Consider the following 25,036-nt stretch of genomic DNA (forward strand, 5'->3'; position numbering starts at 1 on the left):
GGCTGAGGGTTCATCGGCCCCGGATCAGCCGTCGCAAGGCAAACCGGTTCGGGTGACACGCCTCGGCGACGCTTCTGGGCAGGGGCAACGGTTCTTTATCGAGCCAGGCTGCGAGCAGCTCACCGGAAAGTGGCGCGGTGATCAGGCCACGGGAACCGTGACCGCTGTTGACGTACAGTCCGTCGAGCCAGGGGCAGGCGATATCCGGCACTTGCCGTGCATCCTTGCCCAGCGCGGCGTAGGCGTGGCCAAACGTTTCACGGTCGGCAAGCGGGCCGACGATCGGCAGGTAATCGGGGCTGGTGCAGCGGAAGGCGGCTCGGCCCTGAAGGTTATCGGGATCCTGTCCATCAATGCGCAGCCGTGACACCAGATCACTGGAGATCTCCTCGAGCATGGCCAGGTTGCCCAGGTGCTCCGCGGTGGTCGGGGTCAAGTCGTCGTTGTTGAAATCGAAGCTGGCACCGAGAGTGTGTTCGCCCAGCCGTGCCGGTGCGACATAACCTTCGGCGCAGACCACGGTGGCCAGTGCCTGGCTGTGCTCGGTCTGCGCCAGTCGGGTGATCTGCCCGCGAATGCGCTTGAGGGGCAGGTCGGCACTCTGGGGGAAGCGCTTGATCTCGGCGGCACCGGCCAGCACCACGACGGGTGCTTCTGCGATCAGGCGTTCGCCGTCAAAGGCTTGCCACTGACCATCGACTTTGCGCAGTTCCACGGCTTCCTGATGGGAGAGTAGCGTGATGCCCGGTTGTGTGGATTGCGCCTGACACAATGCCGGCGGATGCACCCAGCCGCCCTCGGGAAAATACAAACCGCCGTGAGCCAGACCGATCCCGGCGCGGGCCTGCGCCTCGGGTTGATCGAGCCACTGCAAGAGATCTTCGGGAAAAGCGGCCGCCAGTTGCGCCTGACGCTCGCCTTCCTTTTCATTGAACGCCAGTTGCAGCACGCCGCAGTCATCCCAGTCGGTGCCGCGTTGCAGAGTTTCCAGCAGGCGCCGGGTGTAGCCGAAACCGCTGACGATCAACTGCGACAGTGCGGTGCCATGGGCGGACAATTTCAGATACAGCACGCCTTGGGGATTGCCCGAGGCTTCCAGTGCCACCGCCGCATGCCGTTCCAGCAAACTGACCTGCCAACCCCGTGCTGCGAGGCTGGCCGCGGTGGCGCAACCGGCCAGGCCAGCGCCGATCACCAAGGCACGACGCTCACCTGTCAACGGAGCAGGGCGGGCGAACCACGGTTTGTCTGCCGCCGGTAGCGGATCATCCTCTGGCCAGCCGAGAAACTCGCCGCGCAAAATCTCCCATTTGTGACCGATGCCCGGCGTGCGCTTCATCTTGAAGCCGGCGGCGTTGAGCAGGCGTCGCACCCAACCGGTGCTGGTAAACGTGCTGATGGTCGAGCCCGGCGCCGCCAACCGTGCCAGTTCCGCGAACAGTTCGGCGGTCCACATCTCCGGGTTTTTAGCCGGGGCGAAACCGTCGAGAAACCACGCGTCGATCTGGCCGTCCAGTTGCGGCAACTGCTCCAGCGCATCGCCGATCAGGAGCGTCAGGGTGACTCGACCGTTATCCAGAACAATGCGCTGGAAACCCTGATGGATCGCCACGTAATGCTTGAGCAGTTGATCGGACAGCGGTTTGAGATCCGGCCACAACGCCAGCGCCCGTTGCAGGTCGACAGGGCTCAGCGGAAACTTTTCGACGCTGACGAAATGCAGCCGCGCACCGGCCACCGCGTGCTGTTCGAACAACTGCCAGGCACAGAGAAAATTCAGCCCGGTGCCAAACCCGGTTTCACCGATTACCAGTCGCCCGCCCGCCGGCAACGCGGCAAAGCGCTCGGCCAACCGGTTCTGTTCGAGGAACACGTAGCGGGTTTCATCCAGCCCCGACTGGTCGGAAAAATACACATCGTCGAACACTCGCGAACGCGGGCGTCCCTGGTCATCCCAGTCGAGTTGGGCGTGGGGCATTACAGGTTTCATGGCAGGCTCGGCAACGGCAAGGCGGCCATTCTAGCCGATCACGCGGGCGGCGCTTGATCCATGGCAAGCCATGCCGAAGATGACTCAAGGACAATCCGCCGCCGGCGGGAATTTCTGTGCCGTGTCTGTGCCCAATCCGCTAGTCTTGCTGAATCCTGGAAGGAGCCGTCCTATGTTCGAATCCGCTGAAATCGGTCACGCCATCGACAAAGAAACCTACGACGCCGCCGTGCCCGCGCTGCGTGAAGCACTGCTCGAAGCCCAGTTCGAGTTGCAGCAGCAAAAGCGTTTCCCGGTGATCATCCTGATCAACGGCATCGAAGGCGCCGGCAAGGGCGAGACGGTGAAGCTGCTCAACGAGTGGATGGACCCGCGCCTGATCGAAGTGCGTACCTTCGACCAGCAGACCGACGAAGAACTGGCACGGCCACCGGCCTGGCGTTACTGGCGGATGCTGCCGGCCAAGGGGCGGATGGGGATCTTCTTCGGCAACTGGTACAGCCAGATGTTGCAGGGCAGGGTGCACGGGCTGTTCAAGGACCCGCGACTGGATCAGGCGATTGCCGGCGCCGAGCGTCTGGAAAAGATGCTGTGCGATGAAGGCGCGTTGATCTTCAAGTTCTGGTTCCACCTGTCCAAGAAACAGATGAAAGCCCGCCTCAAGGCGTTGGCTGATGACCCGTTGCACAGCTGGCGGATCAGCCCGCTGGACTGGCAGCAATCGGAAACCTACGACAAGTTCGTCAAATACGGCGAGCGCGTGTTGCGCCGCACCAGTCGCGATTACGCGCCGTGGCATGTCATCGAAGGAATGGACGCGCATTACCGCAGCCTGACGGTCGGCAAGATCCTGCTCGAAGGCCTGCAAAACGCACTGAAACGCCCCGATGTGCATCCGCAGGCTGTCAGTGCTCAGCCGCTGGGAACGTCGGTAGATCAATTGAATTTGCTCGACAGCCTCAACCTGACCCAGCGCCTGGAAAAGAAAGACTACGAAGAACAACTGATCACCGAACAGGCGCGGCTGTCTGGGCTGATGCGTGACAAGCGCATGCGCCGGCATGCGCTGGTGGCGGTGTTCGAAGGCAACGATGCGGCGGGCAAGGGCGGGGCGATCCGGCGGGTCGCGGCGGCGCTCGATCCGCGTCAGTACAACATCGTGCCGATTGCCGCGCCGACCGAAGAAGAACGGGCGCAGCCTTATCTATGGCGCTTCTGGCGGCACATTCCGGCCCGGGGCAAGTTCACCGTGTTCGACCGCTCCTGGTACGGCCGGGTGCTGGTGGAGCGGGTCGAAGGCTTTTGCAGCACCGCCGACTGGATGCGCGCCTACGGCGAAATCAACGACTTCGAGGAGCAACTCGCCGATGCCGGCGTGATCGTGGTCAAGTTCTGGCTGGCGATCGACAAGGACACGCAGATGGAGCGTTTCCAGGAGCGTGAAGAGATCCCGTTCAAGCGCTTCAAGATCACCGAAGACGACTGGCGCAACCGCGACAAGTGGGACGCCTACCGCGGGGCCGTGGGCGACATGGTCGACCGCACCAGCACTGAAATCTCGCCGTGGACGTTGGTCGAGGCCAACGACAAACGCTGGGCCCGGGTCAAGGTACTGCGCACGATCAACCGTGCGCTGGAAGACGCTTTTGAGAAGTCCGACAAAAAGGCCAAAAAGCACAAAGACTGAAACGATGAACACGCATACGCGAGGTGAATGATTGTCGCAGTCGGGGATTGGGTGGACTTATGCTCGGTCCACTCTCAACCGACTACAACAATGAGGTATGCCATGCGTGAAGTGGTGATCGTCGACAGCGTGCGGACCGGCCTGGCCAAGTCCTTTCGCGGCAAGTTCAACCAGACCCGTCCCGATGACATGGCGGCCCATTGTGTAAACGCCTTGCTGTCGCGCAACGACGTCGACCCGGCCAGCGTCGAGGATTGCATCGTCGGCGCCGGTTCCAACGAAGGCGCCCAGGGTTACAACATCGGCCGTAACGTGGCGGTGCTCTCGCGACTGGGCACCGGCACGGCGGGCATGACCCTCAACCGTTTCTGTTCTTCGGGTTTGCAGGCGATTGCGATTGCCGCCAACCAGATCGCTTCGGGTTGCAGCGACATCATCGTCGCCGGCGGCGTCGAGTCGATCAGCCTGACGTTGAAAAGCGTCAACACCGATCACTTGATCAACCCGTTGCTCAAACAGCAGACGCCGGGCATCTACTACACCATGGGCCAGACTGCTGAAGTGGTGGCGCGTCGGTATGGCGTCAGCCGTGAGGCTCAGGATCGCTACTCGCTGCAAAGTCAGATCCGCACCGCTCAGGCGCAGGCAGCAGGGCTGTTCAACGATGAAATCGTGCCGATGGCGGTGAAGTACCGGGTCGAGGACAAGAACAGCGGTGAGGTGCAGATCCTCGACGGAATCGTCGATCACGATGATTGCAACCGCCCGGACACCACCTATGAAAGCCTGGCCGGACTGAAACCGGTGTTTGCCGAGGACGGTTCAGTGACCGCCGGCAACTCGTCGCAGTTGTCCGATGGCGCCTCGATGACGTTGGTGATGAGCCTGGAAAAAGCCCTGCAACTGGGGCTCAAGCCGAAGGCGTTTTTCCGTGGCTTTACCGTCGCCGGTTGCGAGCCGGACGAAATGGGCATCGGACCGGTGTTCTCCGTTCCGAAGCTGCTCAAGGCCAAGGGCTTGCGGGTGGCCGATATCGATCTGTGGGAATTGAACGAAGCGTTTGCCTCGCAATGCCTGTACGCCCGTGACCGGCTGGAAATCGACAACGAGAAGTACAACGTCAATGGCGGTTCGATTTCCATTGGCCATCCGTTCGGCATGACCGGCTCGCGACAGGTCGGGCATCTGGTGCGCGAACTGCAGCGACGCAATCTGCGTTACGGGATCGTGACCATGTGCGTGGGTGGCGGGATGGGCGCTACGGGCCTGTTCGAAGCCGTGCGCTAAGCCTTGAACGATACGTTGACCGGCAAATCGTAATCGCGGGCAAGCCCGCTCCCACAGTGTTTGAGTGTGCTCACAATTCAGTGGCCACCCTGGAACCTGTGGGAGCGGGCTTGCCCGCGATTGGGTTCAGCACGGCTTATCTGTTGGAATCCATCAATCGCATCCGCGCGATGTACGCGCGGATTTCCTGCTCGGCTTTCTCGGGGCTGTCGAACGGCCCTTCGAGGGTGTTCTCCCGGGTGCTGAAAAACAGTTCGCCGTTGACCCTGCACACCCGGTCGCTGCGAAAGTGCGTCGCGGGGGCGGTGTCCTGGGCGCGCATTCCGAACATGATCGATCTCCTTGAGCGCTGCGCTGAATGGGATCCAAAGAGCTTATGCCTGAACCACTTGCAGCGCTTCGCCAGCCGATCAACGGCAACGCGTCAATTTAATGCTGCGACCTGCACAGTTTCATTAGCGGCCTGACCGCAACTGTCCCTGTGTCGGCCCGGGCTCTGCGCCTAGAATGAGCCCTCCTGTCATTGGCTTTCGGGGTTCTCATGCACGTTTCATCGGGTCGTTGGGTGTACGGCATGTTCCTGGCCTTGTTGACGGCGTTTCTGTGGGGAATCCTGCCGATCAAGCTCAAGCAGGTGCTGCAGGTAATGGACCCGATCACCGTGACCTGGTTTCGCCTGACGGTATCCGGCGGCTGTTTGTTCATTTATCTGGCAGCGACCAAACGGTTGCCGAGTCGCAAGCTGCTCGGGCCGAAGGGCGGCTGGCTGGTGCTGATGGCGGTGCTCGGGCTGGTGGGCAACTACGTGCTGTACCTGATGGGCCTGAACCTGCTCAGCCCTGGCACCGCTCAGTTGGTGGTGCAGATGGGGCCGATCATGTTGCTGATCGCCAGTCTGTTCGTGTTCAAGGAACGCTTCAGCATCGGACAGGGCATGGGGCTGGCGGTGTTGCTGATCGGCTTCGCGCTGTTCTTCAATCAGCGTCTGGCGGAGTTGCTGACGTCTTTGTCTGATTACACCGCTGGCGTGTTGCTGGTGCTGCTGGCGTCGACGGTCTGGACGTTCTATGCATTGGGGCAGAAGCAATTGCTGACGGTGTGGAATTCGTTGCAGGTGATGATGGTGATCTACCTGTTCTGTGCCTTGTTGCTGACGCCGTGGGTCCATCCGCTCGAAGCGCTGGAGCTGAGCCCGTTGCAGGGCTGGTTGCTGCTGGCGTGCTGCATGAACACTTTGATCGCCTACGGCGCGTTTGCCGAGGCGCTGGCGCATTGGGAGGCCTCGCGGGTCAGTGCGACCCTGGCGATTACGCCACTGGTGACCTTCGGCGCAGTGGCGCTGGCGGCGTGGACCTGGCCGGACTACGTGCATGCCGAGCAGATCAACGGTCTGGGTTATGGCGGGGCGGTGCTGGTGGTGCTCGGTTCGGCGCTGGTGGCACTGGGGCCATCGTTGATTGCCGGGCTCAAGGCCCGGCGGGCGAAACTGTTGGTCGGATGATCCTCCCCACGCCAGGCGTGGGAAGGATCGAGATGACTCAGCCCTTGGCGCCAGCCTCGATCATGTTCTCCGGCCGCACCCAGGCATCGAACTCTTCATCGGTCAGATACCCCAACTCCAGCGCCGCTTCGCGCAAGGTCTTGCCTTCGCTGTAGGCCTTCTTGGCGATTTCCGCCGACTTGTCATAGCCGATGTGCGGGTTCAGCGCCGTCACCAGCATCAGGCCGCGTTCCAGATGTTGCGCCATGACCTTGGCATCCGGCTCAAGGCCAGCGATGCAGTGCTGCTGGAAGTTGCTGCAGCCATCGGCCAGCAGGCGGATCGATTGCAGCAGGTTGTGGATGATTACCGGTTTGAACACGTTCAACTGCAAGTGACCCTGGCTGGCAGCGATACCGATCGTCACATCGTTGCCCAACACCTGGCAGGCCAGCATCGACAGCGCCTCGCATTGGGTCGGGTTGACCTTGCCGGGCATGATCGAGCTGCCCGGTTCGTTGGCCGGCAGCCGCACTTCGGCAAACCCTGCACGAGGGCCGGAGCCCAGCAGGCGCAGGTCGTTGGCGATCTTCATCAGCGCCACGGCGAGGGTTTTCAGGGCGCCGGACAGCGTGGTCAACGGTTCATGGCCGGCGAGGGCGGCGAACTTGTTCGGCGCGGTGACGAACGGCAGGCCGGACAACGCCGCCAGTTCGGCGGCAATCGCTTCACCAAAACCGTGGGGCGAGTTCAGCCCGGTGCCGACGGCGGTGCCGCCCTGCGCCAGCTCGCAGACCGCTGGCAACGCTGAGCGAATCGCCCGTTCGGCGTAATCCAGCTGCGCGATGAAACCGGAGATTTCCTGGCCGAAGGTGATCGGCGTAGCGTCCATCATGTGGGTGCGACCGGTCTTCACCAGTTTCATGTGCCGCGCCGAAAGCTCGGCCAGACCACCGGACAGCTCGGCGATGGCCGGCAGCAGTTGGGCCTGCACCGCTTGCGCGGTGGCGATGCTCATAGCGGTGGGGAAGCAGTCGTTGGAACTCTGCGAGCGGTTGACGTGATCGTTGGGATGCACCGGCGTCTTGCCGCCGCGCGGGTTGCCGGCCAGTTCGTTGGCGCGGCCGGCAATCACTTCGTTGGCGTTCATGTTGCTCTGGGTGCCGCTGCCGGTCTGCCAGACCACCAGCGGGAACTGGTCGTCGTGCTGGCCGTCGAGCACTTCGTCGGCGGCCTGTTCGATCAGGCGAGCGATGTCGGCGGGCAGGTCGCCGTTGCGGTCGTTGACCCGGGCCGCGGCTTTCTTGATTAGCGCCAGGGCGTGCAGTACCGGCAAGGGCATGCGTTCCTGACCGATGGCGAAGTTGATCAGCGAGCGTTGCGTCTGAGCGCCCCAGTAAGCGTCGTCCGGGACGTCGATCTGGCCCAGGCTGTCGGTTTCGATACGGCTCATCGTGCACACTCCTGTTGGTCTGTTTGCGCAGTTTAGGCCCGGTGTGGCCCAAGTGGTTCCATCCACTCGATTGTTGCCCTGCCAGGCCCCGCCAATCAAGCGCGGCAAGGCTCGGGGGTTGAGCCGCAGCGTTATTCAGGCGCAGAATGGTCGCCCTTGGGGTTTTACCTCGCCTAGCTGAAAAGGAAACTCGATGACTCGTCTTCGTGCCATCTGCACCGCGGTTGCCCTGGTTTGCGCCAGCGGCCAGGTGCTTGCCGATACCGCCAGCCACAACGCCAGTGCCGAAGCTTTCCTGACCCTGGCGCACGCTGACAAGCTGGGCACTCCGGTGTACATGCAAGTGCAGCAGATGTTCGCCCAGCGTTTTGAACAGACCAAGGCGCCGGAATCCAAGAAAGCCGTACTGGATACCTACCAGGCCAAGGCCAATGCCGCCCTGGACCAGGCCATCGGCTGGAACAAGCTGAAACCGGACATGGTCAAGCTCTACACCAGCACATTCAGCGAATCCGAGCTCAAGGATCTGGTCGCGTTCTACCAGTCGCCACTGGGCAAGAAAGTCCTGGAAAAAATGCCACAGCTGACTCAGCAATCGGCCCAGATGACTCAGGCCAAGCTGGAACCTGCAGTGCCTGTGGTCAACAAGTTGCTGGATGACATGACCAACGAGCTGGCACCGAAAGGCGCTGCTCCGGCCAAGAAAAAGCCGTAAGCGGAGTTCGTGATGACCATGCAACAACGCATCGAATCGACGCTGGCGCTGCTTCAGCCTGAGCATCTGCAAGTGCTGGACGAAAGCCACATGCACAGTCGCGGGTTGCAGACCCACTTCAAGGCAGTGGTGGTCAGCGCGCAGTTCGAAGGCCTGAACCGGGTCAAGCGCCACCAGAAAGTCTACGGCACGCTCGGCGAGCTGATGGGCGAGTTCCATGCGTTGGCGCTGCACACCTACACCCCGCAGGAATGGGCAGAGGTGGGCGCCGCCCCGGCGTCGCCGACCTGTGCCGGCGGCAGCAAGCATTGAGCCTGCAGCAATGAACTGAGGTTTTTTGCTAGAATCCGCAACGCGCCGCTCAACCGGCGCGTTTTTTTTCGCATCCGGTTCACCCTTTACGAGGGTAGCCACCTGGAGAAATACCCATGACACAACCGATTGTCGTGGCGGCACTGTACAAGTTCGTCACCCTCGAAGATTACGTCAACCTGCGCGAGCCCCTGCTGCAAGCGATGGTCGACAACGGTATCAAAGGCACCTTGCTGATCGCCGAAGAAGGCATCAACGGCACGGTTTCCGGCAGCCGTGAAGGCATCGACGGCCTGTTGGCCTGGCTGCGCAACGATCCGCGCATGATCGATATCGATCATAAGGAATCGTACTGCGACGAGCAGCCGTTCTATCGCACCAAGGTCAAGCTCAAGAAAGAGATCGTGACCCTGGGCGTTGAAGGCGTCGACCCGAACAAGAAGGTCGGCACCTACGTCGAGCCACAGGACTGGAATGCGCTGATCAGCGACCCGGAAGTGCTGTTGATCGACACCCGCAACGACTACGAAGTGTCAATCGGCACCTTCGAAGGCGCCATCGATCCGAAAACCACCAGTTTTCGCGAATTCCCCGACTACATCAAAGAACACTTCGACCCGGCCGTGCACAAGAAGGTCGCGATGTTCTGCACCGGTGGCATTCGCTGCGAAAAAGCCTCGAGCTACATGCTTGGCGAGGGCTTCGAAGAGGTTTACCACCTCAAGGGCGGCATCCTGAAGTACCTCGAAGAGGTGCCGCAGGAAGAAACCAAATGGCAGGGCGACTGCTTCGTGTTCGACAACCGCGTGACCGTGCGCCATGACCTGAGCGAAGGCGACTACGATCAGTGTCATGCCTGCCGCACGCCGGTCAGCGTTGAAGATCGCGCCTCCGAGCATTACGTGGCCGGCATCAGTTGCCCGCACTGCTGGGACACCCTGAGCGAGAAGACTCGCCGCAGCGCCGTCGACCGCCAGAAACAGATCGAACTGGCCAAGGCGCGCAACATGCCGCACCCGATCGGCTACAACTATAAGCAAGCATCCACCGAGGCTTAATCATGTCTGCACGCCTGCTCTATGTGATGGATCCGATGTGTTCGTGGTGCTGGGGATTTGCTCCGGTAGCCAAGGCATTGGTGGAGCAGGCGCAGGCAGCCGGGGTGGAACTGCACCTGGTGGTCGGCGGGTTGCGCACCGGCAGCGGCGCGGCACTTGAACCCACCACCCGGCGCTACATTCTCGAACACTGGCAGGCGGTCACCGAGGCCACCGGCCAGCCGTTCAAATTCGAAGGCGCATTGCCGGACGGTTTTGTCTACGACACCGAGCCTGCCTGCCGTGCCATCGTCACCGCGCGCAGCCTGGCACCGGATTGCGCGTGGAAACTAGTCGGGCTGATCCAGCACGCGTTTTACGCTGAAGGTCGCGATGTCACCCAGGCCAGCGTTCTGGTGGAGCTGGCAGAGAAGGCTGGCGTCCCCCGCATCGAATTTGCTGCCCTGTTTGATCATGCCGATCAACACAAGGCGACCCAGGCCGATTTCAGTTGGGTTCAGGATCTGGGCATCGCCGGATTCCCGACCCTGCTCGCCGAGCGCAATGGCCAACTGGCGTTGCTGACCAACGGTTATCAGCCGCTCAGTGAACTGTCACCGCTGCTCGGTCGATGGCTGGAGCGCGCGGCCTGTGTCTGACCCGGCCGATGACACGCCAGCCGTCAAGCGTGTCGACCGGCTGAGCTGGGCTGAAGTCCGGCGTCTGGCACTTCATCACAAAAAATCCCTGTGGATCGCCAACGGCGTCGCCGTACTGGCGACGCTGTGCAGCGTGCCGATCCCGTTGCTGCTGCCATTGCTGGTGGACGAAGTTCTGCTCGGCCACGGCGATGCCGCGCTGAAGGTCATGAACCACGCGCTGCCGACGATGTGGCAGCAGGCGGCGGGCTACATCGGCCTGATGCTGGTGGTGACACTGACCCTGCGTTGCAGCGCCCTGTGCTTTGGCGTGTTGCAGGCGCGGTTGTTTGCGCGGCTGGCCAAGGACATCGTTTACCGCATTCGTGTGCGCCTGATCGAGCGTCTGAAGCGTATTTCCCTCGGCGAATACGAAAGCCTGGGCAGCGGCACGGTCACCACGCACCTGGTCACCGACCTCGACACCCTCGACAAGTTTGTCGGCGAAACCCTCAGTCGTTTCCTGGTGGCGATGCTGACGCTGGTCGGCACCGCCAGCATCCTGATGTGGATGCACTGGAAACTGGCGCTGCTGATTCTGCTGTTCAACCCGTTGGTGATTTACGCCACGGTGCAGTTGGGCAAACGGGTCAAGCACCTGAAGAAACTCGAGAATGACAGCACCGCGCGCTTCACGCAGGCATTGAGTGAAACCCTCGATGCGATTCAGGAAGTGCGTGCCGGCAACCGTCAGGGCTTCTTCCTCGGGCGTCTCGGCCTGCGGGCTCAGGAAGTGCGCAACTACGCGGTCAATTCGCAGTGGAAGACCGATGCGTCCAACCGCGCCAGTGGTCTGCTGTTCCAGTTCGGCATCGACATTTTCCGCGCGGCGGCCATGTTGACGGTGCTGTTCTCCGACTTGTCGATCGGCCAGATGCTCGCGGTGTTCAGCTACCTGTGGTTCATGATCGGCCCGGTCGAACAACTGCTGAACCTGCAATACGCCTATTACGCCGCCGGCGGTGCGCTGACCCGGATCAACGAACTGCTGGCCCGTGCCGACGAGCCTCAATACCCCGGCGGCGTCGACCCGTTCAAGGGCCGCGATACCGTCGGCATCGAGGTGCAGGGTCTGAGCTTTGGTTACGGCGATGAGCTGGTGCTGGACCATATGAACCTGTCCATCGCACCGGGCGAGAAAGTGGCGATTGTCGGCGCCAGCGGCGGCGGCAAAAGTACGCTCGTGCAATTGCTGCTGGGCCTGTACACGCCGCTGGCCGGGACCATCCGTTTCGGCGGATCGACCCAGCAGGAAATCGGCCTGGAAACGGTTCGGGAAAACGTCGCGGTGGTGCTGCAACATCCGGCGCTGTTCAACGACACCGTACGCGCCAATCTGACCATGGGCCGCACCCGCAGCGACGAAGCTTGCTGGCAGGCGCTGGAAATCGCCCAGCTCGAACCCACCATCCGTGCCTTGCCGGATGGACTGGACAGCATCGTCGGCCGCTCCGGCGTGCGCCTGTCCGGCGGCCAGCGACAACGTCTGGCGATTGCGCGGATGATCCTCGCCGAGCCGAAAGTGGTGATCCTCGACGAAGCCACCTCGGCCCTCGACGCCGCCACCGAATACAACCTGCACCAGGCCATGGCGCGATTCCTCCATGGCCGCACCACGCTGATCATTGCCCACCGCCTGTCAGCGGTGAAGCAAGCGGACCGGGTGCTGGTGTTCGATGGCGGGCAAGTGGCTGAGGATGGCGACCATCAGCAGCTGATTGCCGATGGTGGTTTGTACGCCAAGCTGTATGGACATTTGCAGCGGTTGTAGGTCATTTCCAGAGCACTTGCAGTGCGTCCGCTTCGCCTCTGTGACCGAACTCTTTCATGACCAGTGAGCAGGACTCGCAGGGTGGCATCGTGGTAGCGACGTTCACTGATTTCAACTCCAGTGGGTCGGGGTATTTATCGCGTATCACGCGAATCAGCTTGCTCTCGCTGTCCAGAGAGGTCGGTCTAGCCGCCAGTGTCGGTGTGTAGATGTCGATGTTCTTGATGGTCAGCGGGACTGCTACCAGACGCCCTTGATCCGTCAATTCCAGGTTCGTCTTGCCCACACTCAGGCTGAAGTCGACGTTGACGTAAGTCGTGTCGCCGATCTTTACATGATTTCCGCCCAAATGATGGAATAAGGGCAGGTGTTTGGTTGTGCCATGAGCGCCGGACACACTCACGTAAACTTCTCGCACGCCTTTTGCGGTGATGACTTCGGCATAGGCAATGTTGCGAGCATTGTTTGTACGATCGAATCGGCTCAGCAGGTGTTGCAGTTTTTGCATTGTGGCATCGATGCGCAGCGACGCGTTGGCAACTGGCGGGTTGATCGTCGGTGACAGAAACAGAGTGTCGAAAATTTCCGCCGTTCGCTGTCGCAAAGTCTCTGGGGCATCCTTGCTCCTTGCCCAGGTTGTGGCACCTTCGGATCGCTTGGCGATGATCATTCGCGTCGAGTGGTCGAACATCAGTGCTTCACCGGGGCTGGTGTCCACCTTCAGCCATTTCATGCCGACAGGCGGGTTGGCGGGTGTGCCGAGCGGAATGGCGATTTCATCCATGGTTTTCAGGGCGCGCTCGACCTCTGGAACCGAATTGATCCGCGCCGCGTTGTTGGCATTGAGCGATCCTGTGTAAACCGTTTTCAATTCCTCGGCCAGTTCTACCGGTAAGGTTTGTGCCTTGCGCAAAACCAGAGGATCGGAAAGGACCTGCCCTGGCAAGCGCTCGGCGACGTAGAAATCTCCGGCGTTCAGGCGGGTGAACACATAGTGCTTCGAGTCGTCCTTCGCGGGAACGATGATTGCTCCGACTTCAAGCGTATCGAACTTCTTTGAGTGATCGTAGGGAAGGCGAACCTTGGTGCGCGTATAGATTCCCTTTTGAAACTCCAATGATGCATTGAGCTGCTTGTAGTTCTTGATGGCGCTTGTCAGTAACGGCTGCGCTGAGATGGCGGGTGTATAAATGGTATCGCCGAACCATTCCGCCCACCCTTTGCTTGTGTCCTGACTGTTCAGAGGCGGAGTCGGCGCTGGCGCTCGCGTGACATAACTCGTTTTGCATACATCGCTACCTGGCGCGCGTCGGGCCCGGCAAGGTATGGATTTGAGCATCGACTTTTCATCGATCAGGTTGGCGCGGCGTAGTTGATCACCTTCCAGACGATACGGGATGTCATCAATCAGCAGCGTGGTACGCCCGTCGACTTCGAGTATTTCACGGATGCTGGCCTGTTCAGGGATTTCCACGCGCGCGTGAAGTTTGCCTGGGGGCAGCGTGGTGAAAGTGGATCGACCTTGCGTGAATTGCTTTCGATGGCTGGACAGGCGCGGGCCGTATGGCAAGGACGTCACCGGGTCGACAACGTGGAACCTTCTCATATCGGACGAGCTCGTATTGCGCACCAGAACATCATCAACACCTTTTACTGATGCCAGTCGATCGCTATCGGCCAGCGCTTTCCAGCGCCCCGGATCGATTGTCTGCGGCAGGTTTTTGACCAGTCGGTAGCTGTCAGCATTGCCAGCCAGCTTTCTTACTCCACCTACGGTCAGGCGACCCACCTTAAGCAACGCTCGGCCAACGCCGCTCGCTGTCGACTTGAGTAGCGTCGGAATGCCGCTTAACGGGTTCAGATTGCTCACCGTCGCCGTCAGGAGCTTGCGAGTCAGTGTCGTAAATGGAGGCAGGCTCGCTGTGATGGCCATGCGTGAAACGGTGTTCGCTGTCCGGATCAGTCGTACCGTCCCTGATAAGAATTTCCCGACGGGAAAAAGGAATGAAGCCAGGTCCAGTACGAGTCCGGCCCCGCCCATGGCCTTTTTTGCGGTGTCGTGCGACATGAGGTCTTCAATGCTTCCCCAGAACGGTACGAATCCTTTGACGATTGCAAGGAACATATTCAGTCTTTGTTCGCTTTCGGCCCTGCGAGTGTCGAAGATCGTCATGCCCCGGGCTTGGGTGTACAAATGCTTTTCATCGACGTAGAGGTAGTTCGCTGCAATGTAGTGGGCCACTGCATTGAGGCGAGAGGATGTCAGAGTTACTGCTTCGCTGGACGGCAACGCCGCGGGCATCTGTCCCATTGTGTCGAGAAAGCCAACGAAATACTGCTGGTCAGAGGGCGCCTTGCCATGCAAGTGGGCAGACCAGTCGAGAAGCAAGGTTGTAGCCTGGTTCCGTTCGGGAGAATAGGTTTGTCCGGGGATCGAGGCGTGAAGGGGGAATTCGGTGCGCACGCCGTTGACAGTCGAAGATCGCAGGCCAGCTCGACGACGAATGACGCCGGCACTCGGGATGAGTTCGTAATAGCTGATTTCATCCTCGCAGGTCGCTTGCAGAACGAAGCCTTTTCTTGCCCGGATATGTTCTGACACTCCTTGCTTTTTGATGGTCTGACGAAGCCCCAATACCTTGATGGCTCCTCGCTCCAGCGCCCGATGCTCAGCCAATGGTAACGACGCCAGAAGGCTCAGGGTCAAGGTCTGATAGGCCGACCTGATAGTTGTCACATGATTCTTGAACTCGGCTTCGAACTGCGCATTGACGTCCGGTAGCCTATTGCCTGAATGGTTGCGAAAAGTCCCGCCGGTAAACATCTGCCGATAAACACCGTCGACTTTGCGTTCCGAGTAAAAAAACCGTTTTTCGTCGACCCGGAATGTTTCGAGGGTTCGTGTTTTGCCATCCCGCTCGGTGATAAACCATCGTTTGCCATCATCGAACTGACCGTCGGCATAAAGGTCAAGAAACCCATGCCCTTCAAGTTTCAGCGACGGCATATCTTTGAAACTCATAGAGGCTGGCGGATAGTCCCGTAGAAGTCTGCGTCCATCCGACTCCAGTGTACGGCTACCCAGTGCATCCTCTTTCATTCGCTTGGCCAGTTGCAGCCTTTCCGGCGGGCGTAATTCCAGAGATTGCACGGCCTTGTTCAGATATTCACTCTGGCTTTCCAGCGCCGCCAACGCTCGTTTGATCTCTTCCTCGTTGTAGTCGGATGCCACTCGCGCCTGGACGATACCCATGCAAACTGCCCAATCGAGCGTCGGGCTCAATCTCAGCCGTGTAATCGTTTCCAGCTCTTCGGTTGAAGCGTCGGCGCTGCGTTCCAGGGGCAGATTGACGAGCTGTTGAAAAGAAAGCGGTTGTGGCCGATCCAGGCCGAGTTCGTCAGCCAACAGCACGCCATGCATGAAGTTGACCCATACCACCGAACTCTTGTAGCGCAGGTCGGGCGGGACGTCGGGTACGTGGAAGTCTTTTGACAGTCGGGTCTGGAAAACATGTGCCAACAATATCGACTCATTGGTGTTGGCAACCCGTTTGGTGCGCAGTAGATGCTGTGCGAAGTCGGCGCGCAGGGTCTGGTAGCTTTTGCCCCAGTGGACCGGATCCTGCCAGCGGAAGCCGGCGAGTTCTTGAGGCTCATCAGTTGATGGGGCTTGCAGGTAAAGGCAGATGGCCTTGCACAGCAATTGATTGCGTACGCAAGCAGGCGTCTGTTCGCCAGGACGTGCGCCGTACCACTTGAGTGTCTTCAATAGTTCAACGGCCAGGTTCTGAGACGGACCCGACTCCAGAATGCGTTGAAGAAATACCGATGGAGTCGCGCGCATTTCGTCGGTAGAAGCTTCAAACAGCACCTCGGCGCCCAGACGACGGATCAGCAGGCGGCTGCCGGACATGAAGCTTTCTACGGTGGCAGTGATTTGCGCATCGATGAGTTTTGCCTTGTACGACTCCAGGGAATAGCTGCTCGCGATGCCGGGTGTGTCGCGTCGCAAGGCGTTGAAGCGTTTTCGGTCCTTGACAGTGATCTGCACGAAACCTTCTATATCCGGGCCGTCATCAAGTCCCAGTGCCTGCCGGGCACGAAGTTCCCGGGTGGCTGATGTCTTGGTTGCATCGGTAGTAGTCTCTGTCATGTCGCACTCCTTCGAATGGATTCCCGTTACGGAAATGGGAATGCGCAGTAAAACGATCCAGAGCTCTGCATTGGCGGTAGATATCTACTCTTGGCGCTTGTGCTGCACTGAGGCTGATCCACCGCTTGCCTGAACCGGGAACGCCTCCTAGTCTTGGGGGGATGCTCGTGAAGAGAAGGGCGATCAGGCAGTGCTCATGCAAGGAATCTCATGAAGCAAAAGCGGACTCTCGGAACGCCTCGGTTGTTGGGCATCGTCTGGCCATTTATCGCCGTCGTGTTGTTTCAAGCCTTGCTGGGTGGCGTGAGCCTTTACGTCCTGTCGGCCGTTCGCGGTTATGTGGCAGGCGAGAGCCTTTGGTCCAAGGGCCAAAAAGACGCCATCTATTACCTCAACCTGTATGCCGACAGCCGTGACGAGGCGATTTATCTCAAATACCAGAACGCGATTGCCGTGCCTCAGGGCGGCCATCAGTTGCGCCTGGCGCTGGACAAGCAACCGCCCGACCTGCAAGCGGCGCGCGAGGGCATCCTCAAGGGCGGCAACCACCCGGATGATGTCTCCAGCCTGATCTGGCTGTACCTGAACTTCCGGCACTTCAGTTACCTGGAAACGGCCATCGACCGCTGGACGCTCGGCGATGCCTATCTGGTGGAACTTGACGACGTGGCGCAGGAGATGCACCGGCGCATCACGGCCAATGAAGCCAGTGACGCCGATATCCGGCGCTGGAAAGACCGGATCTTTGCGATCAACGATGGTGTGACCCCCGCAGCCAAGGCCTTCAGCGACGCGTTGGGCGAGGGCTCGCGGGTAATCCTGCGCCTGCTGCTGTTCACCAACCTCGCGACGGCGCTGGGCCTGATCGTGCTGGCACTGCTGCGTACCCGAAAACTGCTCAAGCAGCGACATGCGTTCGCCGAGGCGTTGCAGCTGGAGAAGGACCGGGCTCATGTCACCCTGCACTCGATCGGTGACGGGGTCATCACCACCGATGTGAGCGGCGCGATCGAATACATGAATCCGGCCGCCGAGGCCTTGACCCACTGGAAGGCTGAGCAGGCGGCCGGCTTGCCCTTGGCTGCACTGTTCAATCTGTTGGATGACAATGCCCAGACCGAAGGGCTGACCCTGATCGAACACATTCTCAGCGGCCAGCTTAGCGGAGGCAGCGAGCACTCGAAGTTGATTCAGCGGCTCGACGGCAGCACCGTGTCGGTGACCCTGGTCGGGGCACCGATCCGCAATGCCGGCAAGGTCAGCGGGACGGTGCTGGTGCTGCATGACATGACCCAGGAGCGGCAATACATCGCCAACCTGTCGTGGCAGGCGACTCACGATGCGTTGACCGGCCTGGCCAATCGCCGCGAGTTTGAGTATCGCCTCGAGCAGGCTCTGCACAATTTGACCCGTCAGCCAGGGCGGCATGCGCTGATGTTCCTCGATCTCGATCAGTTCAAACTGGTCAACGACACCTGCGGGCATGCAGCGGGTGATGAGTTGTTGCGGCATATCTGCGCGTTGCTGCAATCGGGCCTGCGTGAGGGCGACACGCTGGCGAGACTTGGGGGCGACGAGTTTGGCATTCTGTTGGAAAACTGCGCGCCGGAAGCGGCCGAGAAGATCGCCGAGGGGCTGCGTCAGACGGTGCAGAACCTGCATTTCGTCTGGAAGGGGCGGCCGTTCCTGACCACCGTCAGTATTGGTCTGGTGCATGTCGCGCAAACCCCGACCACCCTCGAAGCTTCATTGCGGGCAGCCGACATGGCCTGCTACATGGCCAAGGAAAAGGGCCGCAACCGGGTGCAGGTCTACCATGCTGACGATTCGGAGCTGTCCCTGCGGTTCGGCGAAATGGCCTGGGTACAGCGTCTGCACATGGCCCTGGAGGAAAACCGCTTCTGTCTCTATGCCCAGGAAATCGCACCATTGGGGTCGGTGGCTGGTGGCGCGGGCGGGCACATCGAAATTCTGTTGCGTCTGCATGACGAAGCGGGTCGGATGATTCTGCCGGACAGTTTCATACCGGCGGCCGAGCGTTACGGTTTGATGACGTCACTCGATCGCTGGGTTGTGCAGAATGTATTTAAGGTAATTGCCCAATGTATTAACGAAGAGTGCGAACGGCCTCTGGCAATGTGTGCGATTAATCTTTCAGGCATTACTATCGGAGATGACGCGTTCTTGCACTTTCTTCGGGAACAGTTTGATATCTATTCCGTTCCGCCTGAAATGATTTGTTTTGAAATTACAGAAACCAGCGCCATTGCAAATCTCGGCAGTGCTATCCGTTTTATTAATGAACTCAAAGGCTTGGGTTGTTACTTCTCGTTGGACGACTTTTGCGCCGGAATGTCTTCATTCGCATATTTGAAACATTTGCCTGTAGACTTCCTGAAGATCGACGGGAGTTTCGTAAAGGATATGCTGGACGACCCGATTAACCGCGCTATGGTCGAAGTGATCAATCACATCGGGCATGTCATGGGTAAGCAGACAATTGCCGAGTTTGTCGAAACAGCGCAGATCGAGCAGGCATTGCTTGAAATCGGCGTGGATTACGCTCAGGGTTATGTCATCGAACGCCCGCAATTGTTTACCTGTGACAGTTTGCAAAGTCGGCCCGCCAGACCGCAGCCGTTGTTGTTCAAAGCGCCTGGCACGTTCCGTTGAAGTCTCTTGCCGATCCTTACAATCACAAATCAAAAGGAGCCGAACAGTGATCGACACATTCAACCGAACCGGACCACTCATGGAAGCTGCAAGTTATCCCGCCTGGGCACAACAGTTGATCCAGGATTGCAGCGAGAGCAAACGCCGGGTTGTCGAACATGAACTTTACCTGCGCATGCGTGATAACAAGCTCAGCGCCAAGACCATGCGCCAGTACCTGATCGGGGGCTGGCCCGTCGTTGAGCAGTTCGCGTTGTACATGGCGCAGAACCTCACCAAGACCAAGTTCGCCCGTCACCCGGGTGAAGACATGGCTCGGCGCTGGCTGATGCGCAATATTCGCGTCGAACTCAACCATGCCGATTACTGGGTCAACTGGAGTCGGGCTCACGGCGTGAGTCTGGAAGACCTCCAGGCCCAGCAAGTGCCGCCGGAGTTGCATGCCCTGAGTCACTGGTGCTGGCACACCAGTTCGGCGGATTCGCTGATCGTGGCCATTGCCGCCACCAACTATGCGATTGAAGGCGCGACCGGGGAGTGGTCGGCGCTGGTCTGCTCGACAGGTGTGTACGCCGCCGCTTTCCCTGAAGAAGATCGAAAGCGGGCGATGAAATGGCTGAAGATGCACGCCCAGTACGATGATGCCCACCCGTGGGAAGCGCTGGAGATCATCTGCACCCTGGCCGGGATGAACCCGAGCAAGGCCTTGCAGGTGGAACTGCGCCAGGCCGTGTGCAAGAGTTACGACTACATGTACTTGTTCCTCGAGCGCTGCATGCAGCTGGAGTTGACGGAGCGGGTGCTGGTCGGGCGCGAGCGACGGGCGCTGGTCGAGAGCTAGTTTCGACGACATCCATGAAAAAAACGGGAGCCCGCGGGCTCCCGTTTTTTATTTGCCAGAGAACGTTCAGCCGGCCATTGTCAGGCGATTACGCCCCTCGCGCTTGGCCACGTACAGCGCGCTGTCGGCGCGGCGCAGCAGGCTGTCGGCGGATTCACCCGGCAGCAGGGTCGAACAGCCGAGGCTCACGGTCAGTTCGATCAACTGGCCATCGGCATAATAGTCCTGGGCTTGTGCTGCATACCGCAGGCGTTCGCCAACCATCGCGGCGGCTTCGCGGCTGGTGTTGGACAGCAGGATCAGGAACTCTTCCCCGCCATAGCGGAACACCATGTCGACGTTGCGCAACTGGTCCTTGATCGATGCCGCGACAGCTTTGAGCACTTCATCGCCAGCGCTGTGGCCATGACTGTCATTGACCTGTTTGAAGTGGTCGATGTCCAGCATCAGCAGCGACAACGGTTGCAGGTGTCGACGCGACATCTCGATCTCCCGCTGCAGGGTCTGCTCCATGGCGATGCGGTTGCCGGCGCCCGTGAGTGGGTCGCGCAGGGCGGTTTGCGTTGCGACACGATAAAGCAGTGCGTTGCGCATCGGGTACAGCAGCGACGACAGAAGCGATTCCAGATTGCCCAGTTCCTGCTCACTGAAGCGCTGGTTGCGGCGAAACACCAACTCGCCCATGTGCTCACCGTCGTGGCTGAGGCTGTAGCTGGCCGAATGATGACCGCGGGCGCCGAATTCCAGGCGCAAGTCACTGCCGCTGTGCACATAGCTCAAGGCATCGAGCGGCACCAGTCGCTGAACTTCGCGGAAAAACAGACCGAGGATGCGTTGCGGCTCAAGGCTGGTTTGCAGTTGCAGGCTCATTTGCTGACGCAATTGCGCCAGGCTGACAGGTCGCTCCAGAAGCGGAGGCAACTGGCCAAAGCCCAGGCGTTGCAATTTGGCACTATCGAAGTCAATTGCAGTGGTCTGGGAGGGTGATTTCATATGGCGTGAGCCCCTAAGCAGTAAGTCTGTCTTACAGGCTGGGTGAGAGCGGCTATGGGCTGCGCGTCATACTGATCCATCAGTCCCGTAGGACATTTGGCGTAAGTTTAGTCTGCCCGATGACGATTAGTCAGCTATCGAATCAGGCCTTGCCCGACTGCCTTCACTCGGCGTGCTTTGAGGGAATGTAGAGCGAAAGTCGTGCCATTCAGTTCAGGTTTTATTAAAACCCTTGTTAATCAATAGTTTGAGTTGTTTGTTGCGGAGGGGGGTGGTGGTTATTTGACTGAAATGGCCCTGCGAAAAGCGGCAAATGCCTGCCGCGACGGGAATCCGCCGCGGCAACAAATGCGACGTATGGCACTACTGGGCGTTGAATGCCTGGCCATTGATGCCCGTGCTGTCCGGACCCATCAGGTACAGATAGACCGGCATGATCTCTTCCGGGGTAGGGTTGTTCAGTGGGTTTTCGCCAGGGTAAGCCTGAGCGCGCATGCTGGTGCGGGTGGCGCCCGGGTTGATGCTGTTGGCGCGCACCGGGGCGACGTTTTCGACTTCGTCGGCCAGGGTTTGCATCAGACCTTCGGTGGCGAACTTGGACACGCCATAAGCGCCCCAATAAGCGCGGCCCTTGCGCCCGACACTGCTGGAGGTGAACACCACCGAGGCGTCCTGCGACAGCTTGAGCAACGGCAACAGGGTGCTGGTCAGCATGAACATCGCGTTGACGTTGATCTGCATGACGCGCATGAAGTTTTCACCGGACAACTGCTCGATCGGCGTACGCGGGCCAATGATCGAGGCGTTGTGCAGCAGGCCGTCGAGGTGGCCGAACTCAGCCTCTATCATCGCCGCCAGCTCATCGTATTGATGGGGCAGGGCGGTTTCGAGGTTGAACGGGATCACGGCCGGTTGTGGATGCCCGGCCGCTTCGATCTCGTCGTAGACCTGAGTCAGGTTGGCTTCGGTCTTGCCCAGCAGCAGCACGGTCGCACCGTGGGCTGCGTAGGTCTTGGCGGCGGCCGCACCGATGCCACGACCGGCACCGGTGACCAGAATGACCCGATCCTTGAGCAATTCGGGGCGAGCGGAGTAATCAAACATAAAAAACCTCTAATCCATTAACTTCTGATCGTTCACGCGGCCTGTGTGGGAGTGCTGTCAGGCACTACTCAGCAACTGCACAGAGCGTTGTCGAGCACCTTGCGCAACTCCAGCGGATGATCCACCACCACGTCCGCGCCCCAGTGCCGTGGGTTGTCGTCCGGGTGAATGTAGCCATAGGTTACGGCGGCAGTCTTGGTGCCGGCGTCGCGGCCGGACTCGATATCGCGCAGATCATCGCCGATAAACAGAACGCTCGACGGATCCAGATCAAGCATCTTGCAGGCAAGGGTCAGCATCTCGGGGTCCGGTTTGCTGTTCTTCACGTGATCCGGGCAGATCAGCAAGGCCGAACGCTCGGCCAGCCCCAGTTGCTGCATGATCGGTTCGGCGAAACGCAGCGGCTTGTTGGTGACCACCCCCCAGACCAGGTGGGCTTTTTCGATATCGGCCAGCAATTCGCCCATGCCGTCGAACAATTTGCTGTGCACGGCGCAGCCGGCGAGGTAGCGCTCGAGAAACTCCAGGCGCAACTCCTCGAAGCCCGGGGATTCCGGGTCCATCGAGAACGTCACCGCGACCATGGCCTTGGCACCGCCGGAGATTTCGTCGCGGATGTGTTTGTCGTTCATCGGCGGCAAACCGCGATCCGCGCGCATCGCCTGGCAAATGGCGATGAAGTCCGGCGCGGTGTCGAGCAGCGTGCCGTCCATGTCGAAAAGGACTGCTCTGATGGCCATCGGCTTACTCCTCGCGCAGGGTCTGGATCATGTAGTTGACGTCAACGTCCGCGGCCAGCTTGTAGTGCTTGGTCAACGGGTTGTAGGTCAGACCGATGATGTCCTTGACGGTGAGGCCGGCCATGCGGCTCCAGGCGCCCAGCTCGGACGGGCGGATGAATTTCTTGAAGTCGTGGGTGCCGCGCGGCAGCAGCTTCATGATGTATTCGGCGCCGACGATGGCGAACAGGTACGCCTTCGGGTTGCGGTTGATGGTGGAGAAGAACACTTGGCCGCCGGGCTTGACCATGCGGAAGCAGGCGCGGATCACCGAGGACGGGTCCGGTACGTGTTCAAGCATTTCCAGGCAGGTGACGACATCGAACTGCTCGGGCATTTCTTCGGCCAGGGCTTCGGCGGTGATCTGCCGGTACTCGACATTCACGCCAGATTCCAGCTGGTGCAGTTGTGCGACCGCCAGCGGCGCTTCGCCCATGTCGATGCCTGTCACCGTTGCGCCGCGCTGGGCCATGGCTTCACTGAGGATGCCGCCGCCGCAGCCGACGTCGAGGACCTTCTTGCCGGCCAGGTTGACGCGCTCGTCAATCCAGTTGACCCGCAGCGGGTTGATGTCGTGCAGCGGTTTGAACTCGCTTTCGCGGTCCCACCAGCGATGGGCCAGGGCTTCGAATTTGGCGATTTCGGCGTGGTCGACGTTGCTCATGATTCAATCCTCTAAAACTTGAAAAAGGCTGTAGCCCCGGAGTCTGCCCCGGGGTGTTTACGATTCGGTGTGGCCGCTGATGCGTCGGCCCCAGGCCCGGGCGGTTTCGCCGAGCTGTTGTTCGTCCAGGCGCGTCAGGCGTCGGTCGTCGAGCAATTGCTTGCCGGCGACCCACAGATGTTTCACGCAGTCTCGGCCGGTGGCGTAAATAAGTTGCGAGACCGGGTCATAGACCGGTTGCTGTGCCAGGCCGGACAGGTCGAACGCGACAATGTCCGCGGCCTTGCCGAGCTCCAGGGAGCCGGTCTCGGCTTCGATCCCCAATGCCCGCGCGCCGTTCAGCGTGGCCATGCGCAGCGCCCGGTGGGCGTCCAGCGCGGTGGCGGAGCCGGCGACGGCTTTGGCCAGCAGTGCAGCGGTGCGGGTTTCGCCCAGCAGGTCCAGGTCATTGTTGCTCGCGGCGCCATCGGTGCCGACGGCCACGTTGACCCCGGCCTGCCACAGGCGCTCTACCGGGCAGAAGCCGCTGGCCAGTTTCAGGTTCGACTCCGGGCAGTGGATCACGCTGGTGTTGCTTTCTACCAGCAACGCCAGGTCGTCATCGCTGATCTGCGTCATGTGCACGGCCTGGAAGCGCGGGCCAAGCAGGCCCAGTCGGCCGAGGCGGGCCAGTGGTCGTTCGCCGCGCTGTTCCACCGCTTGCTGCACTTCGAAGGCGGTTTCGTGGACGTGCATGTGGATCGAGGCGTCCAGTTCTTCGGCAATCACACGGATTTTTTCCAGGTTCTCATCACCAACGGTGTAGGGTGCATGAGGGCCGAAAGTGATCTTGATGCGTTCGTGATGCTTCAGGTCGCCGAACAGTTCGACGCCCTGACGTATGGCTTCATCGGCGCTGGCAGCGCCCGGAATCGGGAAATCGAGGATCGGAATCGCGATCTGCGCACGGATTCCACTGTTGTGCACGCGCTCACTGGCAACCTTCGGGAAGAAGTACATGTCCGAGAAACAGGTGATGCCACCTTTGATCTGTTCGGCGATGGCCAGGTCAGTGCCATCACGGACGAAATCTTCATCGACCCATTTGCCTTCGGCCGGCCAGATATGGTTTTCCAGCCAGGTCATCAACGGCAGATCGTCAGCGAGGCCGCGGAACAGGGTCATGGCCGCATGACCGTGAGCGTTGATCAGGCCGGGGCTGAGCAGCACGTCCGGCAATTCACGGACTTCGGCGGCGTTACACTTCAAGGCTTCGGCGCGCGGGCCGATGAACACGAGGCGACCGTCGCGGATGCCCAGGCCATGCTCTTTGAGCACCACGCCTGCGGGTTCGACGGGTACCAGCCAGGTCGGCAGCAATAATAAGTCGAGCGCAATGGCAGGTTTCGGCATCGAGGGT

19 protein-coding genes are annotated in these 25,036 nt (G+C 60.2%); 10 read left to right on the forward strand and 9 right to left on the reverse strand.

Features of this window, described 5'->3' with window-relative positions; genetic code table 11:
- Nucleotides 1-10 precede the first annotated feature (10 nt).
- Complete coding sequence (gene mnmC, locus JJN09_RS17520) at nucleotides 11-1,990, reverse strand: bifunctional tRNA (5-methylaminomethyl-2-thiouridine)(34)-methyltransferase MnmD/FAD-dependent 5-carboxymethylaminomethyl-2-thiouridine(34) oxidoreductase MnmC (protein ID WP_249482832.1); 1,980 nt, start codon at nucleotides 1,988-1,990, stop codon at nucleotides 11-13.
- A gap of 172 nt (nucleotides 1,991-2,162) precedes the next feature.
- On the opposite strand from mnmC, the gene pap reads away from it, so the two are divergent.
- Together pap and JJN09_RS17530 are read left to right on the forward strand one after the other, a co-directional pair.
- Nucleotides 2,163-3,677, forward strand: coding sequence for a polyphosphate:AMP phosphotransferase (gene pap / locus JJN09_RS17525; RefSeq protein WP_249482833.1), 1,515 nt, complete (start codon nucleotides 2,163-2,165; stop codon nucleotides 3,675-3,677).
- A gap of 102 nt (nucleotides 3,678-3,779) precedes the next feature.
- Nucleotides 3,780-4,964, forward strand: coding sequence for a thiolase family protein (locus JJN09_RS17530; protein WP_249482834.1), 1,185 nt, complete (start codon nucleotides 3,780-3,782; stop codon nucleotides 4,962-4,964).
- A gap of 136 nt (nucleotides 4,965-5,100) precedes the next feature.
- Here JJN09_RS17530 and JJN09_RS17535 read toward each other — a convergent pair whose 3' ends face one another.
- Entirely contained in the window at nucleotides 5,101-5,295 is a 195-nt protein-coding gene (locus JJN09_RS17535; RefSeq protein WP_249482835.1) for a DUF6316 family protein, read from the reverse strand.
- A 210-nt stretch (nucleotides 5,296-5,505) separates the two neighbouring features.
- Between JJN09_RS17535 and JJN09_RS17540 the strand changes: the two genes are divergently transcribed.
- Entirely contained in the window at nucleotides 5,506-6,465 is a 960-nt protein-coding gene (locus JJN09_RS17540) for a DMT family transporter (RefSeq protein WP_249482836.1), read from the forward strand.
- Between the two features lie 37 nt (nucleotides 6,466-6,502).
- On the opposite strand, the gene JJN09_RS17545 is transcribed toward JJN09_RS17540, so the two are convergent.
- A complete protein-coding gene (locus tag JJN09_RS17545) occupies nucleotides 6,503-7,897 on the reverse strand; it encodes a class II fumarate hydratase (protein WP_249482837.1) in 1,395 nt (464 codons plus the stop codon).
- Between the two features lie 193 nt (nucleotides 7,898-8,090).
- Here JJN09_RS17545 and JJN09_RS17550 point away from each other — a divergent pair, with 193 nt between their 5' ends.
- The 5 genes from JJN09_RS17550 (at nucleotide 8,091) to JJN09_RS17570 (ending at nucleotide 12,430) form a co-directional block, all read left to right on the forward strand.
- Nucleotides 8,091-8,612, forward strand: a complete 522-nt coding sequence (locus JJN09_RS17550; RefSeq protein WP_249482838.1) for a DUF2059 domain-containing protein — start codon at nucleotides 8,091-8,093, stop codon at nucleotides 8,610-8,612.
- A gap of 12 nt (nucleotides 8,613-8,624) precedes the next feature.
- Nucleotides 8,625-8,924, forward strand: a complete 300-nt coding sequence (locus JJN09_RS17555; protein WP_065257175.1) for a BolA family transcriptional regulator — start codon at nucleotides 8,625-8,627, stop codon at nucleotides 8,922-8,924.
- A gap of 116 nt (nucleotides 8,925-9,040) precedes the next feature.
- Nucleotides 9,041-9,982, forward strand: a complete 942-nt coding sequence (locus tag JJN09_RS17560) for a rhodanese-related sulfurtransferase (protein WP_249482839.1) — start codon at nucleotides 9,041-9,043, stop codon at nucleotides 9,980-9,982.
- Between the two features lie 35 nt (nucleotides 9,983-10,017).
- Nucleotides 10,018-10,620: a DsbA family protein gene (locus JJN09_RS17565; protein WP_172829544.1), complete on the forward strand. Its 603-nt coding sequence runs from the start codon at nucleotides 10,018-10,020 to the stop codon at nucleotides 10,618-10,620.
- Complete coding sequence (locus JJN09_RS17570; protein WP_249482840.1) at nucleotides 10,613-12,430, forward strand: ABC transporter ATP-binding protein; 1,818 nt, start codon at nucleotides 10,613-10,615, stop codon at nucleotides 12,428-12,430. The genes JJN09_RS17565 and JJN09_RS17570 overlap by 8 nt, the downstream gene beginning before the upstream one ends.
- A 1-nt stretch (nucleotide 12,431) precedes the next feature.
- Here the strand turns inward: JJN09_RS17570 and JJN09_RS17575 are convergent, their stop codons facing one another.
- A complete protein-coding gene (locus JJN09_RS17575; RefSeq protein WP_249482841.1) occupies nucleotides 12,432-16,583 on the reverse strand; it encodes a hypothetical protein in 4,152 nt (1,383 codons plus the stop codon).
- A gap of 210 nt (nucleotides 16,584-16,793) precedes the next feature.
- Here JJN09_RS17575 and JJN09_RS17580 point away from each other — a divergent pair, with 210 nt between their 5' ends.
- Nucleotides 16,794-19,256, forward strand: a complete 2,463-nt coding sequence (locus JJN09_RS17580; protein WP_249482842.1) for an EAL domain-containing protein — start codon at nucleotides 16,794-16,796, stop codon at nucleotides 19,254-19,256.
- A 46-nt stretch (nucleotides 19,257-19,302) separates the two neighbouring features.
- The gene (locus JJN09_RS17585; RefSeq protein WP_249482843.1) at nucleotides 19,303-20,097 is read left to right on the forward strand and encodes a TenA family transcriptional regulator; all 795 of its coding nucleotides are present in this window, start codon (nucleotides 19,303-19,305) and stop codon (nucleotides 20,095-20,097) included.
- Between the two features lie 66 nt (nucleotides 20,098-20,163).
- Here the strand turns inward: JJN09_RS17585 and JJN09_RS17590 are convergent, their stop codons facing one another.
- The 5 genes from JJN09_RS17590 to JJN09_RS17610 form a co-directional block, all read right to left on the reverse strand.
- Nucleotides 20,164-21,090 carry a GGDEF domain-containing protein gene (locus JJN09_RS17590; RefSeq protein WP_249482844.1) on the reverse strand — a complete coding sequence of 309 codons (927 nt, stop codon included), beginning with the start codon at nucleotides 21,088-21,090 and terminating at the stop codon, nucleotides 20,164-20,166.
- 363 nt (nucleotides 21,091-21,453) lie between these two features.
- A complete protein-coding gene (locus JJN09_RS17595) occupies nucleotides 21,454-22,194 on the reverse strand; it encodes a YciK family oxidoreductase (RefSeq protein ID WP_249482845.1) in 741 nt (246 codons plus the stop codon).
- Between the two features lie 68 nt (nucleotides 22,195-22,262).
- Nucleotides 22,263-22,934, reverse strand: coding sequence for an N-acetylmuramic acid 6-phosphate phosphatase MupP (mupP, locus tag JJN09_RS17600; protein WP_249482846.1), 672 nt, complete (start codon nucleotides 22,932-22,934; stop codon nucleotides 22,263-22,265).
- A gap of 4 nt (nucleotides 22,935-22,938) precedes the next feature.
- Nucleotides 22,939-23,637, reverse strand: a complete 699-nt coding sequence (gene ubiG / locus JJN09_RS17605) for a bifunctional 2-polyprenyl-6-hydroxyphenol methylase/3-demethylubiquinol 3-O-methyltransferase UbiG (RefSeq protein WP_007950906.1) — start codon at nucleotides 23,635-23,637, stop codon at nucleotides 22,939-22,941.
- 57 nt (nucleotides 23,638-23,694) lie between these two features.
- The gene (locus JJN09_RS17610) at nucleotides 23,695-25,029 is read right to left on the reverse strand and encodes a TRZ/ATZ family hydrolase (protein WP_249482847.1); all 1,335 of its coding nucleotides are present in this window, start codon (nucleotides 25,027-25,029) and stop codon (nucleotides 23,695-23,697) included.
- Nucleotides 25,030-25,036: the final 7 nt, after the last annotated feature.

The organism is Pseudomonas sp. HS6 (genome assembly GCF_023375815.1).
Taxonomy (GTDB): Bacteria; Pseudomonadota; Gammaproteobacteria; order Pseudomonadales; family Pseudomonadaceae; genus Aquipseudomonas.